The following is a 14,778-nucleotide window of genomic DNA, read 5'->3' on the forward strand; positions in this document are numbered from 1 at the left end:
GCATGACGTTCTAAAACCTCTTTACCAACGAATGAAAAAGGTAGTTCTCGCCTACAGCGGCGGATTGGATACATCGTATTGCGTCGTCTATCTGACGAAAGAACTGGGCCTGGAAGTCCACACGGTCATCGTTAATTCAGGCGGTTTTTCGAAAGAGGAATTGGCCGGCATCGAAAAGCGCGCGTACGAAATGGGCTCCAAGCGCCACGAGGTCATCGACGTAACCGAGCGGTTTTACCAGGACTGTCTGCGCTACTTGCTGGCGGGAAATATCCTAAAAAACGATACGTACCCATTGAGCGTGAGTGCGGAGCGTATGTTTCAGAGCTTGGCGCTGGCTGAGTACGCCCGGGAAAATAAGGCCGACTACATTGCCCACGGCAGCACCGGGGCTGGCAACGACCAAGTGCGCTTCGACGTGGCTTTTTCGGTGATTTCGCCCGACACGGAAATCATCACGCCCATCCGCGACCTGGGTCTTTCGCGCCAGCAGGAAATTGAGTACCTGCAAGCAAATGGGGTAGAAATGAGCTGGGAAAAGGCTAAGTACTCTATTAATAAAGGTATTTGGGGCACCAGCGTGGGCGGGGTGGAAACGCTAACCTCTCGCCAGGGTCTGCCGGAATCAGCTTGGCCTACCCAGTTGAGCAAAACCGAGCCCCAGGAAATCAGCATCACCTTTGAGGAAGGCGAACCGGTAGCCCTGAACGGCGAAACCATGAGCCCAGTGGACCTGATTGTGGCCTTGAATGAGTTGGCCGGGCAGTACGCCATCGGCCGCGACGTGCACGTGGGCGACACTATTCTGGGTATTAAGGGCCGGGTGGGTTTTGAGGCTCCCGCGCCGCTGATTCTCATCAAGGGCCACCATTTGCTGGAGAAACATGTGTCGTCGCGGTGGCAGTTGCTGCACAAGGACTACATCGCCAACTGGTACGGCACGCTGTTGCACGAGGCCCAGTACCTCGACCCGGTGATGCGCGACATGGAGGCGTTCCTGGAGTCGTCGCAGGCGCGGGTGTCAGGTACGGTGTACGTGGCGCTGAAGCCGTACCAATTCGAACTGCTGGGTATTGAGTCGGACTTCGACATGATGCAGTCGAAAGTGGCGACCTATGGGGAGGAAAACAACGCCTGGGACTCGCGCGACGCGAAAGGCTTCATTAAAATCTTCAGCAACCAGTTGCGCATTCATTCCTCGTTCAACGATGAAAATTAAGGTTGGTATCGTCGGTGGCGCCGGCTACACGGCCGGGGAGCTACTCCGCATTCTGCTGCACCACGAGTATGCGGAACTGGTGGCCGTGGTCAGTTCTTCTAACGCCGGAAATCCGGTGTATCAAGTTCATGATGACCTAGTTGGCGAAACAGACCTGGTATTTGCCTCGGAGCTGGCCGGTGATGAGGACGTGGTATTTCTGTGCCTGGGCCACGGCAATTCCAAGGCGTGGCTCGAGAAGTACGAGCTACCGGAAACTACCGCCGTAATCGACTTGAGCAACGACTTTCGCCTGGAAGCCGACGCGGACTTTGGGGTAGGGAGTTTGTGTACGGGCTGCCGGAGCTGAACCGAAGCCGCATCCGGCAAGCCCAGAGTATTGCCAACCCCGGCTGCTTCGCCACGGCTATTCAGCTGGCCTTACTACCCCTGGCGCAGGTGGGCAAGCTCACGGAAGATGTGCACGTATCGGCCATTACGGGCAGCACGGGCGCGGGACAGAGCTTGTCGGAGACGGTGCACTTCTCGTGGCGCACGAATAATGTGTCCATCTATAAGCCCTTCACGCATCAGCACCTCGGCGAAATCGGGGAGAGTCTAGCGCAGCTACAGCCGCAACTGAACAGCGCCATGCACTTCATTCCGTACCGCGGCAACTTCTCGCGGGGCATCTTCGCTAGCGTCTACACGCCCTCGGACTTAACCCAGGACGAAGCGCGGGAGCTGTACCAGAAGTTCTACGCCGAGGCGCCGTTCACCACGGTATCGGACCAGGAAATTCACTTGAAGCAGGTAGTAAATACCAACAAGTGCCTGCTACATGTGCAGAAGTTCGGCAAGCAGCTACTCATTACCTCGGTCATCGATAACCTAGTGAAAGGCGCTTCGGGCCAAGCAGTGCAGAACATGAACCTGCTATTTGGCTTGCCGGAAACGACTGGCCTAGGATTGAAAGCGGGGCTATTTTAACCCCACAAAACGTCATTTCGAGCGTAGCGTAGCGAAGTCGAGGAATCTCGCGTGCTGCCTTCTGAATAGCATCTCAACACCAGCACGCGAGATTCCTTGGCAAGCTCGGAATGACGTTCTTTTTCTGATTTCTGACCCTGCTTCTTAGTTCTAACCTCTCAGCTCTCATTTCCATACCATGGAGCTTTTCAACGTATATCCGCTCGTTAACATCACGCCGGTAAAGGCGCTGGGAGCGAAACTTTGGGACGATAAGGGCCAGGAATACCTGGATTTCTACGGCGGCCACGCCGTTATTTCCATCGGCCACAGCCACCCGCACTACGTGCAGCGCCTCACCGAGCAACTGCAGAACATCGGCTTCTACTCCAACTCGGTGCAGATTCCGATTCAGCAGGAGCTGGCCCGCAAGCTCGGGCAGGTGTCGGGCTATGAGGACTACTCGCTATTCCTGTGTAACTCCGGCGCCGAGGCCAACGAGAATGCCCTGAAGCTGGCGTCGTTTCACACCGGCAAAAAACGTGTGGTGGCCTTCAAAGGGGCTTTCCACGGCCGTACGTCTGGGGCGGTAGCGGCTACCGACAACCCCAAAATTGTAGCGCCTTTCAACGCCGACCACGCCATTTCCTTCCTGGAATACGACTTGGCGGCAGTGGAGCAGGTACTGCAAGGCGGCGACGTGTGCGCGGCCATCATCGAGCCCATTCAAGGGGTAGGCGGCATCATCATGCCTTCCGACGAGTTTCTGCAAGGCCTAGCCGCGCTATGCCAGCAGTACGGGGCTCTGCTGATTGCCGACGAGGTACAGAGTGGCTACGGCCGCAGCGGCAAGTTTTTTGCCCACCAGCACGCTGGCATCCGCCCCGATGTTATTTCGGTGGCCAAGGGCATGGGCAACGGTTTTCCCATCGGCGGCATCCTGATTGCGCCGGAGCTGAAGGCGTCCTATGGGTTGCTGGGCACTACGTTCGGGGGCAACCACCTAGCCTGCGCCGCTGCTTTGGCCGTGCTGGAGGTTATTGAGCGAGAAGACCTGCTGGACCACGCCGCCGAGCTGGGCCACTACCTCCGCTCGGAGCTGAAAGCCAATGCCGGGGCCGAGGAAATCCGGGGCCGGGGCCTGATGATGGGTATCAAGTACGACTTCCCCATCAAGGATATGCGCGACCAGCTGCTCTCGAACTTCCACATCTTTGTGGGCAATGCCTCCGACCCCACCGTGCTGCGCCTGCTACCCCGCTGAACATCACCAAGGCCGAAGTTGACCGGTTCTTGCAGGCGCTATACACACTTATTCCGGCTGGGGTAAAAAAGTAAGCAACCTGTAACCTAACTTGCAGCCCCAATGAGTAGCACGATGAAGTTCCCGAGCCCGGCTCCCCTTCTGATTAGCTGCCCGCTGCCATTGGTGACTATTGCCCAGCAGCCGGCCGGTTCTTTCCCTGAAAGAACGGCCTCCCACTTTTCCTTCCAGCAGTTGTGCCCGCCCGATTTCCCGATGCCTGACATTTGGAAGCGGCAGTGCGCGGGGCCGATAGATGTATCCTCTTTCGCTCCCGTTTGGCTTAAGTCACCGTTCGGCTGGAATAGACCTCTAATTTTTGGTTCTGTTCCAGCCGAAATTGTATCCGGGTGGTTCGAAAAGCTGGCCGAAGCCACGCCGCACACGCGCAAAACGCCCGGGATAGGAAACGCCAGGCCGTTGCCTTTTCCTTCGCTAGCAAAGCGCCAATCCGCGTTGAGCGGATCGAGGAGGGCACCAAACGCCGCCCTCGCAACGAGCCAGGGAGCTGCCTGTCTGACTACTGCAACCTATCAACAACAGAGTAAACCTTTTTTCGCATAACAGAGTGGAAAACGCTAAATCGGTAAAACTCATTCTCGAGGACGGCACTGAAATTCAGGGCCAGTCTTTCGGCGCCTTCACCTCCGCCGCGGGCGAGGTAGTGTTCAGCACGGCCATGACCGGCTACCCCGAAAACCTCACTGACCCCTCCTTCGCCGGCCAGATTCTAGTTTTAACCTACCCAATGGTAGGCAACTACGGCGTACCCGGCGAGGAATTATATGAGTCGATTTCCAAGATTTTCGAGTCGGACAAGATTCACATTGCCGGGCTGGTGGTGAACTACTACTCCGAGGAGCACAGCCACTGGAACGCCGCCAAAAGCCTCGGCGACTGGCTCAAAGAGTACAACATCCCCGGCATCTTCGGGGTAGATACGCGCATGCTCACCAAAATCCTGCGCGAAAAGGGCGCCATGCTGGGCAAGATTGTGGCCGAGGAAGACGTGGAGCTGCACGACCCCAACCAGGACAACCTGGTGGCCCAGGTGAGCCCCACCGAGGTGAAGCACTACGGTAACGGCCAGCATAAAATCGTGCTCGTCGACTGCGGCACCAAGACCAATATCATCCGCTGCTTCCTCCAGCGCGACGTGGAGCTGATCCGGGTGCCCTGGGACTACGACTTCACTAAAATTGACTACGACGGCCTGTTCCTGAGCAATGGCCCCGGCGACCCGAAGATGTGCACGCCCACCATCCAGCACCTGCAAACCGCGCTGGGCCAGGACAAGCCCATTTTCGGTATCTGCCTAGGCTCCCAGCTTATGGGCCTGGCCGCGGGCGGCGACACCTTCAAGCTGAAGTACGGCCACCGCAGCCATAACCAACCGGTAAAGCTTACGGGCACCCAGCGCAGCTACATCACCAGCCAGAACCACGGCTTCGCGGTAGATACCGACACGCTACCCGCCGAATGGACCATGCTGTTCGAGAACCTCAACGACGGCACCTGCGAAGGCATCAAGCACAAAACCAAACCCTTCTTCTCCACGCAGTTCCACCCCGAAGCTGCCGGCGGCCCGAGGATACGGAATATCTGTTCGATGACTTCCTGAAGGCCGTAGCCGAGCACAAAGCTGCGAAGTAAGCTGGCCGAAAATGTCACTGCCCCATCATGCTGAGCTTCCCTGTCTTCAGCCCGGCCATTTCTAACGCATAAACAAACACTATCAAACACTATGCAAGCAAAAAGTAGAGGTCTGCAGAACTGGGGATATGTGGCATTGGGAATCGTGGCATTTGCGGCGTACTACCTCATCAGGAGCATCAAGGCAGAAGACGTGGTCAGACTGGCAATGGGTAAAAAATCGGAGTTGGTTCTTTCGGCACTGAATAGTGCCAATGTATCACCTCGAATTCTGAGCCGCACCGGAAAGATTGTCTCTAAGAAGTTTGACGCCGGGAAGCCAGGCCCGAAACAGGACTCCCTCACGTTCCGGCTCGTGCTAAAAGGCGAGAAAGCCACCGCTACCATTAAGACTAAGGTCATGAGGCAGCCATCTGGCGAATGGAAGATGCTGAAGAGTGACACCGTTTTCACTGAGTAAACCGCACTCCTCCCATGCCAGCGAAAAGTAGAGTTTTTCCGACTTGGGGGTATGTGTTGTTGGGCGCTCTGGCTTTCGCGGGGTTTTACTTCGTCAGGAACCTAGGCCAACGAACGATTATGAAAGCAGTGCTGGGAGAACCCGCCGATCTAATTGCTACCGCCATGAGTTCGGCTCGAGTTTCACCCAGAATAACCAGTAGAACAGGACGCATAAGCTCCAAAAACTTCAAGGTGGAGAACCTGAGTGCTAAGAAGGACTCGCTCGTCTTCCGCTTCTTGTTGGACGGTGAGCAAGCTAATGCCACCATCAAACTCTGGATGACCAAACGGGCATCCGGCACCTGGGAAATCGTGAAGAGCGACACCCTTTTTTCCAAGTAAAACCTACCCTGTACCCGGAAGCAATTGGCTTCCGCAGGCCTTGCACGACTGCCTTTGAACATGACCGCACCAGCGGTCTGTTACCCTAACCCCTAGAATGGAAAAACCACAGAAAGTTCTCATCCTCGGTTCCGGTGCGCTGAAAATTGGAGAGGCCGGTGAGTTCGATTACTCCGGCTCCCAGGCCCTCAAGGCGCTGAAAGAGGAAGGCATCCGCACCATCCTCATCAACCCCAACATTGCTACCGTGCAAACGTCGGACAACATTGCCGACGACGTGTACTTCCTGCCCGTGACGCCCTACTTCGTGGAGGAAGTCATCAAGAAGGAGCAGCCCGATGGCATTCTGGTGGCGTTTGGGGCCAAACGGCCCTGAACTGCGCCGTGGCCCTGTTCCGCGCTGGGGTGTTTGAGAAGTACAACGTGAAGGTGCTGGGCACGCCCGTGCAAAGCATCATCGACACCGAGGACCGGGACATTTTCAAGGAGAAGCTCGACCAGATTGGCGTACTCTCGGCCCGCAGCGTGGCCGTAACCAACATGGAGGACGCGCTGGCGGCGGCCGAGAAAATCGGTTTCCCGATTATCGTGCGGGCGGCGTTTGCGCTGGGTGGCCTAGGCAGTGGTTTCGCTAATAACATGGACGAACTTCGGACCTTAGCCCAGAAATCCTTCACCACGTCCGACCAGATTCTGGTGGAAGAGTCGTTGAAGGGCTGGAAGGAAGTGGAGTACGAAGTGGTGCGCGACCAGTACGATAACTGCATCACGGTCTGCAACATGGAGAACTTTGACCCCATCGGGATTCACACCGGGGAAAGCATCGTGGTAGCTCCGTCGCAGACGCTGAGCAACCGCGAGTACCACAAGCTGCGCAGCATCGGCATCAAGACCATTCGTCACTTGGGCATTGTGGGGAGTGCAACATTCAATACGCCCTCGACCCCGTGTCGGAGGACTACCGCGTGATTGAGGTGAATGCCCGCTTGTCGCGCTCCTCGGCGCTGGCTTCTAAGGCTACGGGCTACCCGCTGGCGTTTGTGGCGGCTAAGCTCAGCTTGGGCTACTCGCTGTCGGAGCTCAAGAACAGCGTGACCCAGACTACGTCGGCCTTCTTCGAGCCGGCCCTGGACTACGTGGTGGTGAAGCTGCCGCGCTGGGACTTGGGCAAATTCGAGGGCGTGAACCGGCAGATTGGCTCGGCTATGAAGAGCGTAGGCGAGGTCATGGCCATCGGCAAATCCTTTGAGGAAGCCATTCAGAAAGGCCTGCGCATGCTGGACACCGGCAAGCGCGGCTTCGTGGCCAACAAGCCCGAGCAGGTAGACAACCCGACCATCGACCGGCTGCTGAGCGAGCCGAACGAGGAGCGCATCTTCGCCATCAATCTGGCGTTTGAGGCTGGCTATACCTTGGAGCAGGTGCACGATCTGACCAAGATTGACCACTGGTTCTTGCAGCGCCTGTTCACCATTTTCGAGCTGGGCAAGAAGCTGGCGGAAAAGCGTGGCAGCGGCCTAGATGCCCTGGAAACGGTCCTTCTGCGCGACGTGAAAAAAGCCGGTTTCTCGGACCAGCAGATTGCCGTGAAGCTGCTGGGCGAAGGCGACGTGAAAGCCGACGAACTGCTGGTGCGCGCCCGCCGCAAGTCCCTGGGCGTGCTACCCGTTATCAAGCAGATTGACACGCTGGCAGCTGAATTTCCGGCCAAAACCAACTACCTCTACAGCACCTACCACGGCACCGAAAACGACCTGGCGCCGGAAACCAACAAGTCGATTGCGGTGCTGGGCTCGGGCGTGTACCGCATCGGTAGCTCCGTGGAGTTTGACTGGTGCGGCGTGAATGCCGTGCAGACGGCCGCCGAGGAGGGCTACAAAACCATCATCATCAACTACAACCCCGAAACCGTTTCCACCGACTACGACGTGTCGGACCGGCTGTACTTCGAGGAGCTGAGCTTCGAGCGGGTGATGGACATCCTGGAGTTTGAGCAGCCCGAAGGCGTGATTCTGAGCACCGGCGGCCAGATTCCGAATAACCTGGCTACCCGCCTCGCCGCCGCCAACGCACCCATCCTGGGCACGGCTCCGGCCCGCATTGATGAGGCCGAAAACCGCCACAAGTTCAGCAGCATCATGGACGAGCTGGGCATTGCCCAGCCCCGCTGGAAAGAGCTGACGTCGCTGGACGCCATGTTCGAGTTCGTGGGGAGGTAGGCTACCCCGTGCTGATTCGGCCGAGCTATGTGCTGTCAGGCGCCGCCATGAACGTGGTTTCCAACGCCTTCGAGATGGAAGCCTTCCTACGGGCAGCCACTGAGGTAAGCGCCGAATACCCGGTGGTGGTGTCGGAGTTTATGCAGGAGGCCAAGGAAATTGAGCTGGACGCGGTGGCCGACAAGGGCGAAATCGTGAGCTACGCCATTTCCGAGCACGTGGAGTTTGCCGGCGTGCATTCTGGTGATGCGACGATGTACTACCCCCCGCAGAAGGTGTACGTGCGCACCATCCGTCGGCTGAAAACTATTGCCGAGAAGATTGCCAAGCGCTACGAAATCAGCGGGCCATTCAACATTCAGTTCCTGGAGAAAGCCGGCGAAATTCGGGTAATTGAGTGCAATATCCGCGCCTCGCGCAGCTACCCCTTCGTGTCGAAAGTATCGGGCAATAACCTGATTAAAAAGGCCACGCAGGTGCTGCTGGGTAAGAAAGTGTCGCGCGACGAGAGCGAGCGGGTGTACGATTTGCCCTTCGTGGGCGTGAAAGCCCCGCAGTTCTCCTTCACCCGCTTACCCGGCGCCGACCCAGTGCTGCGCGTAGACATGGTGAGCACTGGCGAAGTAGGCTGCCTGGGCGACACCGCCGAGGAGGCCCTGCTGAAGGCCATGCTAAGCGTAGGCTACAAGATTCCGCAGAAGTCGGTGCTAATTTCTGGCGGTCCTATCAAGTCGAAAGTAGCGCTGCTATCAGCCGTGGAATTGCTGGTGAAGAAGGGCTACACCATCTACGCGACCCAGGGCACGCACCGGTTCTTCGCCGAAAATGGCATTCCCAGCTCCCTGCTGTTCTGGCCCGATGACTACCAGGAGCCCAACGTGCTAACCTACTTGAAGGAAAAGAAGATTGACTTAGTCATCAACATCCCCAAGAACCTCTCGAAGGGCGAGCTGGATAACGACTACAAAATCCGCCGCACTGCCATCGACTTCGGCATCCCGCTGCTCACCAACGCCCGCCTGGCCAAAGCCTTCATTCAAGCCTTCTGCCGACTGGAAATGAAGGACCTAAAGATCAAGAGCTGGAACGAGTATAAGGCGATGTAGTCGGTCCTTTAAAACCGAGAGAACGTCATGCTGAGCTTGCGGTGGCAGTTCAGCATGACATTCTTTTTAGATATACAAACAGAGATTCAATCACTACCCTTGCCTCGTCCTCTGTTTTCAAAAGAGAAAATTATTGTAAGTCAGCTACTAGCAGGTACTGAATATGCAGTTACGTACTTACCCTTACTCGACGAGCTTCGAGTAGAGGATATGAACGACGGAGAAATGGAAAGTCTTCTTTTCGCAAGCTCAACTACTAACCGGCGCTATGGAGGTGACATTGCACAGGTACAATTACAAGATGAGGATGGGATTCCAGTTATGATTAGTCTGGTAATAGATCAATATGATCAACTCTTCGAGCTTGATGTATGGAAAGTAGATTTCTCCCTTACTAAAAATTTGATGCCTTTCTCAGGCATGGATTAACAACTTACCTTCGCCGTACCGCACGGTCATTCCACCTCACCACACGGCTGCCTCCTGAAAAGGTGAAGCCCTTGGTACGGGAATACCAAGGGCTTCGAAGAAGTAGGTGGAGATGCACCTAACTTCTCGGTCAGATGAGTAGAAAGCGTGCGTCGAAGGTACGGAAGAAATCTGTCCTTCGTAAACCTATACCGCCGGAGGCTCCGAAAAGTTTCTGGTGGTGGCTGATGCTGGAGACGGTCAAGGTGGCGCTAGCAGCCGCGGCCCGACACTGGCTCGGCTAATGGGTTGGCAAGGGGCAGAGCCGACAGGTTCGGCCCCTTGTTTCTTGCCAGTCCCATGAAGTGGTTGTAGCGCGAACTTTGTAGTTCGCGTTGCATCGCAATACACGTTCCACGACGCGAACTATAAAGTTCGCGCTACACACCCCATGAAAAACTTTACCTCCTTCGCCGATGCGGGCGACTACAAAGCCTTGTTGCAGCAAGCCCTGGAAATCAAGGCCAATCCGTACGGCTACCAGCACATTGGCAAGAACAAAACCGTTGGGCTGATCTTCTTCAATCCTAGCCTGCGTACCCGGCTAAGCTCGGTGAAGGCGGCTTATAATCTGGGCGCGCAGGCCTGGGTGCTGAATGCCGGTGCTGATTCCTGGACGCTGGAAATGGCCGATGGCGCGGTGATGAACGGGGGTACCCAGGAGCACATTAAGGAGGCCATTGCCGTGATGAGTCAGTACTGCGACGTGCTGGGCGTGCGCACCTTTCCTACGCTCACGGACCGGGAGACCGATTACAGCGAGGAAGTGTTCAACAAGATTCTGAAGTACGCCACCGTGCCGGTTATTAGCCTGGAAAGTGCCACGCTGCACCCGTTGCAGTCGTTTGCCGACTTGATTACGGTGGCTGAGACCAAGCAAAAGGAGCGCGTGAAAGTGGTGCTAACTTGGGCCCCACACGTGCGCGCCCTGCCCCAGTGCGTGCCTAATTCGTTCTGCGACTGGTTTTCAGAAGTAGACTGGGTAGACTTCGTTATCACGCATCCCGAAGGCTACGAGCTGGACCCCAAGTTCACGAAAGGGGCCCGCATCGAGTACGACCAAAAGAAGGCCCTGGAAGGCGCCGACTTCGTGCAGGCCAAGAACTGGAGCAGCTACCAGCACTACGGCCAGGTACTCAGCAACGACCCCGTGTGGATGCTCACGCCCGAGCACATGGCCGGCACCCACGACGCCAAGTTCCTGCACTGCCTGCCGGTGCGCCGCAATGTGGAGGTGTCGGACGCCATTCTGGATTCGCCGAACTCGCTGGTGATTCAGGAGGCCGGGAACCGGGTGTTTTCGATGCAAACCGTGCTGCACGAGTTGCTGAAGGGCTAGGCGTGCGTAATGTGGAAAGAGGGTAAGGCCTTGTACGTCAATGGAAAGTAGCGCTGAAAAACCTTAGCCGTTGAGCTGCGTTAAAGGCTACTCAGACCAGCCATATGGTTGATCTTCTCTCCACCTTAACTACCACCTGCTATGAAAAAGCTCCTTGCCCTCGCTGCCGTATTGGTAACTGGTGTTTCTGCTGCTAGCGCACAAACCAACTCCAGCACTACCACTACCACCACCACGCAGCCGACCCAGAGCACCACTACCCAGACCCAGCCGATGCAGGGTACAATGCAGGGTACTACCTCCGGCAGCACCATCAACCAGTCGACTACCACGACGACGCCCGCTACCACCACTACTACGGTAGAAACGCAGTCGAGCACTTCGGGCACGTACACGCCCATGACGACCAAGCCTGCGGACGTAAAAATGAAAGACAAGAAAAAGAAGTCGAAAGTAAAAGCAGACCCCCAGTAAGGTCACATACTTTCTGCTCGTAAACCGCCCCGGCTAGCACAGCCGGGGCGGTTTGCATTTAGAGCAGCAGGGCCAATTGCTTACCGGCGGCTTCCTCCGAAGTTTCCAGGTTTGAAAGCGTAACACCCAGCAGCCGAATGCCTTTGGAAAGGGGTTGAATGCCCATCAGAAGCTCCTGGCTCACGTGAGCCAGGGCATCGGGCCAGGCACAACTCCAAACAAGGTGCGGCTACGGGTAATCTGCTGAAAATCGGCATACTTGACCTTGAGCGTCACGGTGCGGCCCCGCAAGCCGGTGCGCTGGCAGTGCTGCCACACCGACGCCAAGCAGGGTTGCAGACCAGTGGTTAACTCCTCCGGCGTAAGCAAATCCTGCTCAAAAGTGGTTTCTGAGCCAATAGACTTGCGCAGCCGGTCGGGCACAACGGGGCGGAAGTCCTGGGCGCGGGCAATACGGTAGTAATGGGAGCCCGCCTTGCCGAAATGTTGGCGCAGGAAAGTTTCGGATTGCTGCCGCAAATCAAGGCCCGAGAAGATGCCCAAGTGGTTGAGGCGCGCCGCCGTAGCTGGCCCAATGCCGTGAAACTGCCCCACCGCTAGGCCCGCCACAAACTCTAGCCCCTGGCTGGGCCGAATGACAAACTGCCCGTTAGGCTTGCGGTAATCGGAGGCTAGCTTAGCCAGAAATTTATTGTAGGAAATGCCCGCTGATGCCGTTAGCTGGGTTTTTTGCAGGATGGCCGCCCGAATTTCGCGGGCTACCTGCGTGGCCAGCGCAATACCCTTAAGGTTCTCCGTAACATCGAGGTAAGCTTCATCCAAGGAAAGCGGCTCGATTAGGGGCGTGTATTCGGCGAAGATGGCCCGAATCTGACGCGAGACTTCTTTGTAGACCTCAAAGCGCGGCTTCACGAACACCAGCTCCGGACATTTGCGCAAGGCCGTGCTGGAAGGCATAGCCGAGCGCACCCCAAACTGCCGGGCCTCGTAAGAAGCCGCTGCCACTACCCCGCGCTGCCGGGAGCCACCCACGGCCACGGGCTTACCCCGCAACACCGGATTATCACGCTGCTCCACGGAGGCATAAAAGGCATCCATGTCAAGGTGAATAATCTTGCGGGCTTCCGAGGTGTCCACGGGTAGGGGGTAAGCTTGATGGCGGGGTAGGAACCGCCCGGAGGCGTTCCGTCCGGCAAAGGTCTGGGTTGCCAACGAGACCAGGAAGTATATAGAGAACCCGGAATGCTCCCAGTAACTCCTAGACTGCGGCGGTAGCAACGTTCTGGGGTTGTGGGAAATGTCAACTACAACCGTCCTGCAGAGCCGGAGGCGAAGCATCTCGCGTGCTGATGTCTGGTTAGCATTCCAACCTCCGCACGCGAGATGCTTCGCCTCCGGCTCTGCAGGACGTGACTTATTCTGGGTACTGTCCTGCACATCATCAGCCGCAGCCCTTCTTGTGGTTATAGAAAGAGGTGGTCGATTAAGGCAAGCAAAATGCGAGCAGCGAGGCTTCTCCGCCAGCGCCTCTTACTTTCCGGCTTGCTGATCGAGCAGGAGGTAGCGGGGACTGGTCTGGTCTGGCTCGGCTTTGGTTTGCACATCCAGGCGCAGCACTTGCCCGCCAGGGCCTTTGCTTAGCGCCGGCCACGTGGGAAGGCCCTTGCCATTGGGGTTACCGGTTTTGATAAAGTTGGCAAAGTAGCTCTGCATGGTCTGCGACACGTTGTAGTCCTCGGGAGTCCAGGCGTAGACTTTGTTGGTGGCTAGGTTGCCCAAGGCGTACTCAATTTCGGCTGAGTGCACGGCGCCGGCAGCGGGCGGCGCTTTAGGAGCCGAGGGCGCCTGCTTCACCACGCCGCCCGCTAGGCCCGCCGTAGCGTTGCCCATTTCGGGTGTCATGGCGGGCGGGGCCGGGCGTAGAGGTAGCGGTACACGGGCTGGCCGCTGGTTTGGGCGTGCATATCGGCCCATTTCCAAGTGCTGTAGGCTATAAACCGGTCGCCGGCCAAAGCCGTGGCCGACTGCTCCGCCTGAGCATCGTTGGCGGCGGGGTAGAGCTTCAGGATTTCCGGGGCCCGGTCGCCGTACAGTTTTTGAACTGTCTGAGTATAGTTGTTTACCGTGGGTTTTTCGGCCCCCATCAGAAACTGGTACGACATTTCTTGGGAGTTCCAGCCCACCAGCAGCGGCACGCGGGCCTGCTCGCCGGCGGCAAACGTGGCAACGGGCAGCTTGGGGAAGAAATATCCGTCTAAGGTAGGCGCGAAGCGGGGCGTGCCGGGCTTGCCCGTGGCTTCCAGCAGCTGTTGGGCGGGTAGGGCCCGCAGAGCCGCCAGGGAGGAAGCGCCCAAACTGTTGGCAAACGCTACCCCCGCCTGTTCACCCTGGGATAGTGGGACTGGGCCAAAACCCGTGTTCAGCATCGAGCCGCTTTCACCAATGGCACGGGCAAACAGGCTCTTGGACAAGGGCGAAATCATTTGGGCGCTAACCGACATGGAGCCCGCCGATTCGCCGGCAATTGTCACCTGCTGCGGGTCGCCCCCGAAGGCGGCAATGTTTTGCTGCACCCAGCGCAAGGCAGCGCTCTGATCCAGAAAACCGTAGTTGCCCGAGGCGTGGTCTGGCGACTCCTGAGTTAGCTCCGGATGGGCCAGAAATCCAAATACGCCGAGCCGGTAGTTGACCGTAACGGCCACGATGCCGCGCCGGGCCATACTCTCCCCGTCGTAGCGCGGCTCCGAGCCGTCGCCGGCCACAAAACCGCCCCCGTAGAAATACACCAGCACCGGCAGCTTTTCCCGCCCGATATTGCGGGCGTCCAGACGTTAAGGTAGAGGCAATCCTCGCTGACGCCGTTGGAGCGAAAGTTCATATCGCCAAACAAGGGGAGCTGCATGGCCCGCGGCCCGAAATCCTTGGCTGGGCGCACATTCGTCCAGTTAGCCACGGGTTGCGGGGCTTTCCAGCGGCGCTCGCCTACGGGTGGGGCCGCAAACGGAACTCCTTTAAAGGCGCGGATACCATTGGCTGTAATCAGGCCTTCGAGCAAACCGTTGGCGGTTTGAACCTGGGTAGGAGCGGTTGCCATGCGCGTGGTGGGAGTTTGGGCCAGGGCAGGTGACGCCGCGCCGGCCGTAAGCAAGGATAGCAGAAGGAGAAGCTTCATGGGAGCAAGGAAAGGTAGGATGGTAAGGTAGCAG

Annotated in this window: 12 protein-coding genes and 4 pseudogenes; 13 read left to right on the top strand and 3 right to left on the bottom strand. The window is 57.4% G+C overall.

The genetic code is table 11. The annotated features are described in order from the left end of the window. Nucleotides 1–31 precede the first annotated feature (31 nt). From argG to MUN84_RS17660, 13 genes and pseudogenes are all read left to right on the top strand, one after another. Entirely contained in the window at nucleotides 32–1,219 is a 1,188-nt protein-coding gene (argG, locus tag MUN84_RS17600; RefSeq protein WP_244695303.1) for an argininosuccinate synthase, read from the top strand. Further along, nucleotides 1,209–2,188, top strand: a pseudogene (gene argC / locus MUN84_RS17605) (N-acetyl-gamma-glutamyl-phosphate reductase). The gene argG and the pseudogene argC overlap by 11 nt, the downstream one beginning before the upstream one ends. Nucleotides 2,189–2,366: 178 nt before the next feature. After that, nucleotides 2,367–3,505 (top strand): annotated as a pseudogene (locus MUN84_RS17610) (aspartate aminotransferase family protein). 533 nt (nucleotides 3,506–4,038) lie between these two features. Beyond that, on the top strand, nucleotides 4,039–5,091 hold the full coding sequence (gene carA, locus MUN84_RS17615; protein ID WP_244695304.1) for a glutamine-hydrolyzing carbamoyl-phosphate synthase small subunit: 1,053 nt from the start codon (nucleotides 4,039–4,041) through the stop codon (nucleotides 5,089–5,091). Nucleotides 5,092–5,253: 162 nt separating this feature from the next. Beyond that, nucleotides 5,254–5,583 (top strand): hypothetical protein, encoded by a 330-nt coding sequence (locus MUN84_RS17620; RefSeq protein WP_244695305.1) that lies wholly within the window; start codon nucleotides 5,254–5,256, stop codon nucleotides 5,581–5,583. Between the two features lie 119 nt (nucleotides 5,584–5,702). Next, complete coding sequence (locus MUN84_RS17625; RefSeq protein ID WP_244695306.1) at nucleotides 5,703–5,966, top strand: hypothetical protein; 264 nt, start codon at nucleotides 5,703–5,705, stop codon at nucleotides 5,964–5,966. A 97-nt stretch (nucleotides 5,967–6,063) separates the two neighbouring features. Beyond that, the gene (locus MUN84_RS17630; RefSeq protein ID WP_244695307.1) at nucleotides 6,064–6,342 is read left to right on the top strand and encodes a hypothetical protein; all 279 of its coding nucleotides are present in this window, start codon (nucleotides 6,064–6,066) and stop codon (nucleotides 6,340–6,342) included. 149 nt (nucleotides 6,343–6,491) lie between these two features. Further along, nucleotides 6,492–6,985 (top strand): annotated as a pseudogene (locus MUN84_RS17635) (carbamoyl phosphate synthase large subunit); the annotation flags it as partial. Nucleotides 6,986–7,240: 255 nt separating this feature from the next. Continuing rightward, nucleotides 7,241–8,185 carry a hypothetical protein gene (locus MUN84_RS17640; protein ID WP_244698982.1) on the top strand — a complete coding sequence of 315 codons (945 nt, stop codon included), beginning with the start codon at nucleotides 7,241–7,243 and terminating at the stop codon, nucleotides 8,183–8,185. An 8-nt stretch (nucleotides 8,186–8,193) separates the two neighbouring features. Further along, entirely contained in the window at nucleotides 8,194–9,291 is a 1,098-nt protein-coding gene (locus MUN84_RS17645) for an ATP-grasp domain-containing protein (protein WP_244695308.1), read from the top strand. Between the two features lie 54 nt (nucleotides 9,292–9,345). Next, nucleotides 9,346–9,720 (top strand): DUF6984 family protein, encoded by a 375-nt coding sequence (locus MUN84_RS17650; protein WP_244695309.1) that lies wholly within the window; start codon nucleotides 9,346–9,348, stop codon nucleotides 9,718–9,720. A 430-nt stretch (nucleotides 9,721–10,150) separates the two neighbouring features. After that, the gene (locus tag MUN84_RS17655; RefSeq protein WP_244695310.1) at nucleotides 10,151–11,098 is read left to right on the top strand and encodes an N-acetylornithine carbamoyltransferase; all 948 of its coding nucleotides are present in this window, start codon (nucleotides 10,151–10,153) and stop codon (nucleotides 11,096–11,098) included. A gap of 141 nt (nucleotides 11,099–11,239) precedes the next feature. Then, nucleotides 11,240–11,572, top strand: coding sequence for a hypothetical protein (locus tag MUN84_RS17660; RefSeq protein ID WP_244695311.1), 333 nt, complete (start codon nucleotides 11,240–11,242; stop codon nucleotides 11,570–11,572). Between the two features lie 58 nt (nucleotides 11,573–11,630). On the opposite strand, the gene MUN84_RS24135 is transcribed toward MUN84_RS17660, so the two are convergent. From MUN84_RS24135 to MUN84_RS24705, 3 genes and pseudogenes are all read right to left on the bottom strand, one after another. Beyond that, complete coding sequence (locus MUN84_RS24135) at nucleotides 11,631–11,756, bottom strand: hypothetical protein (RefSeq protein WP_317238996.1); 126 nt, start codon at nucleotides 11,754–11,756, stop codon at nucleotides 11,631–11,633. Further along, nucleotides 11,753–12,709: a DNA polymerase IV gene (dinB, locus tag MUN84_RS17665; protein WP_317238997.1), complete on the bottom strand. Its 957-nt coding sequence runs from the start codon at nucleotides 12,707–12,709 to the stop codon at nucleotides 11,753–11,755. The genes MUN84_RS24135 and dinB overlap by 4 nt, the downstream gene beginning before the upstream one ends. 393 nt (nucleotides 12,710–13,102) lie before the next feature. Beyond that, nucleotides 13,103–14,744, bottom strand: a pseudogene (locus MUN84_RS24705) (carboxylesterase/lipase family protein). Nucleotides 14,745–14,778 lie beyond the last annotated feature (34 nt).

Origin of the sequence: Hymenobacter sp. 5516J-16, from assembly GCF_022919335.1 — a bacterium.
Classification (GTDB): Bacteria; Bacteroidota; Bacteroidia; order Cytophagales; family Hymenobacteraceae; genus Hymenobacter; species Hymenobacter sublimis.

Coding starts and splice junctions, on each gene's coding strand:
- MUN84_RS17630 (WP_244695307.1), top strand. CDS start 6,064: ATGGAAAAACCACAGAAAGTTCTCATCCTCGGTTCCGGTGCGCTGAAA.
- MUN84_RS17640 (WP_244698982.1), top strand. CDS start 7,241: ATGCTGGACACCGGCAAGCGCGGCTTCGTGGCCAACAAGCCCGAGCAG.
- MUN84_RS17655 (WP_244695310.1), top strand. CDS start 10,151: ATGAAAAACTTTACCTCCTTCGCCGATGCGGGCGACTACAAAGCCTTG.
- MUN84_RS17650 (WP_244695309.1), top strand. CDS start 9,346: ATGACATTCTTTTTAGATATACAAACAGAGATTCAATCACTACCCTTG.
- argG (WP_244695303.1), top strand. CDS start 32: ATGAAAAAGGTAGTTCTCGCCTACAGCGGCGGATTGGATACATCGTAT.
- MUN84_RS17660 (WP_244695311.1), top strand. CDS start 11,240: ATGAAAAAGCTCCTTGCCCTCGCTGCCGTATTGGTAACTGGTGTTTCT.
- MUN84_RS17625 (WP_244695306.1), top strand. CDS start 5,703: ATGAAAGCAGTGCTGGGAGAACCCGCCGATCTAATTGCTACCGCCATG.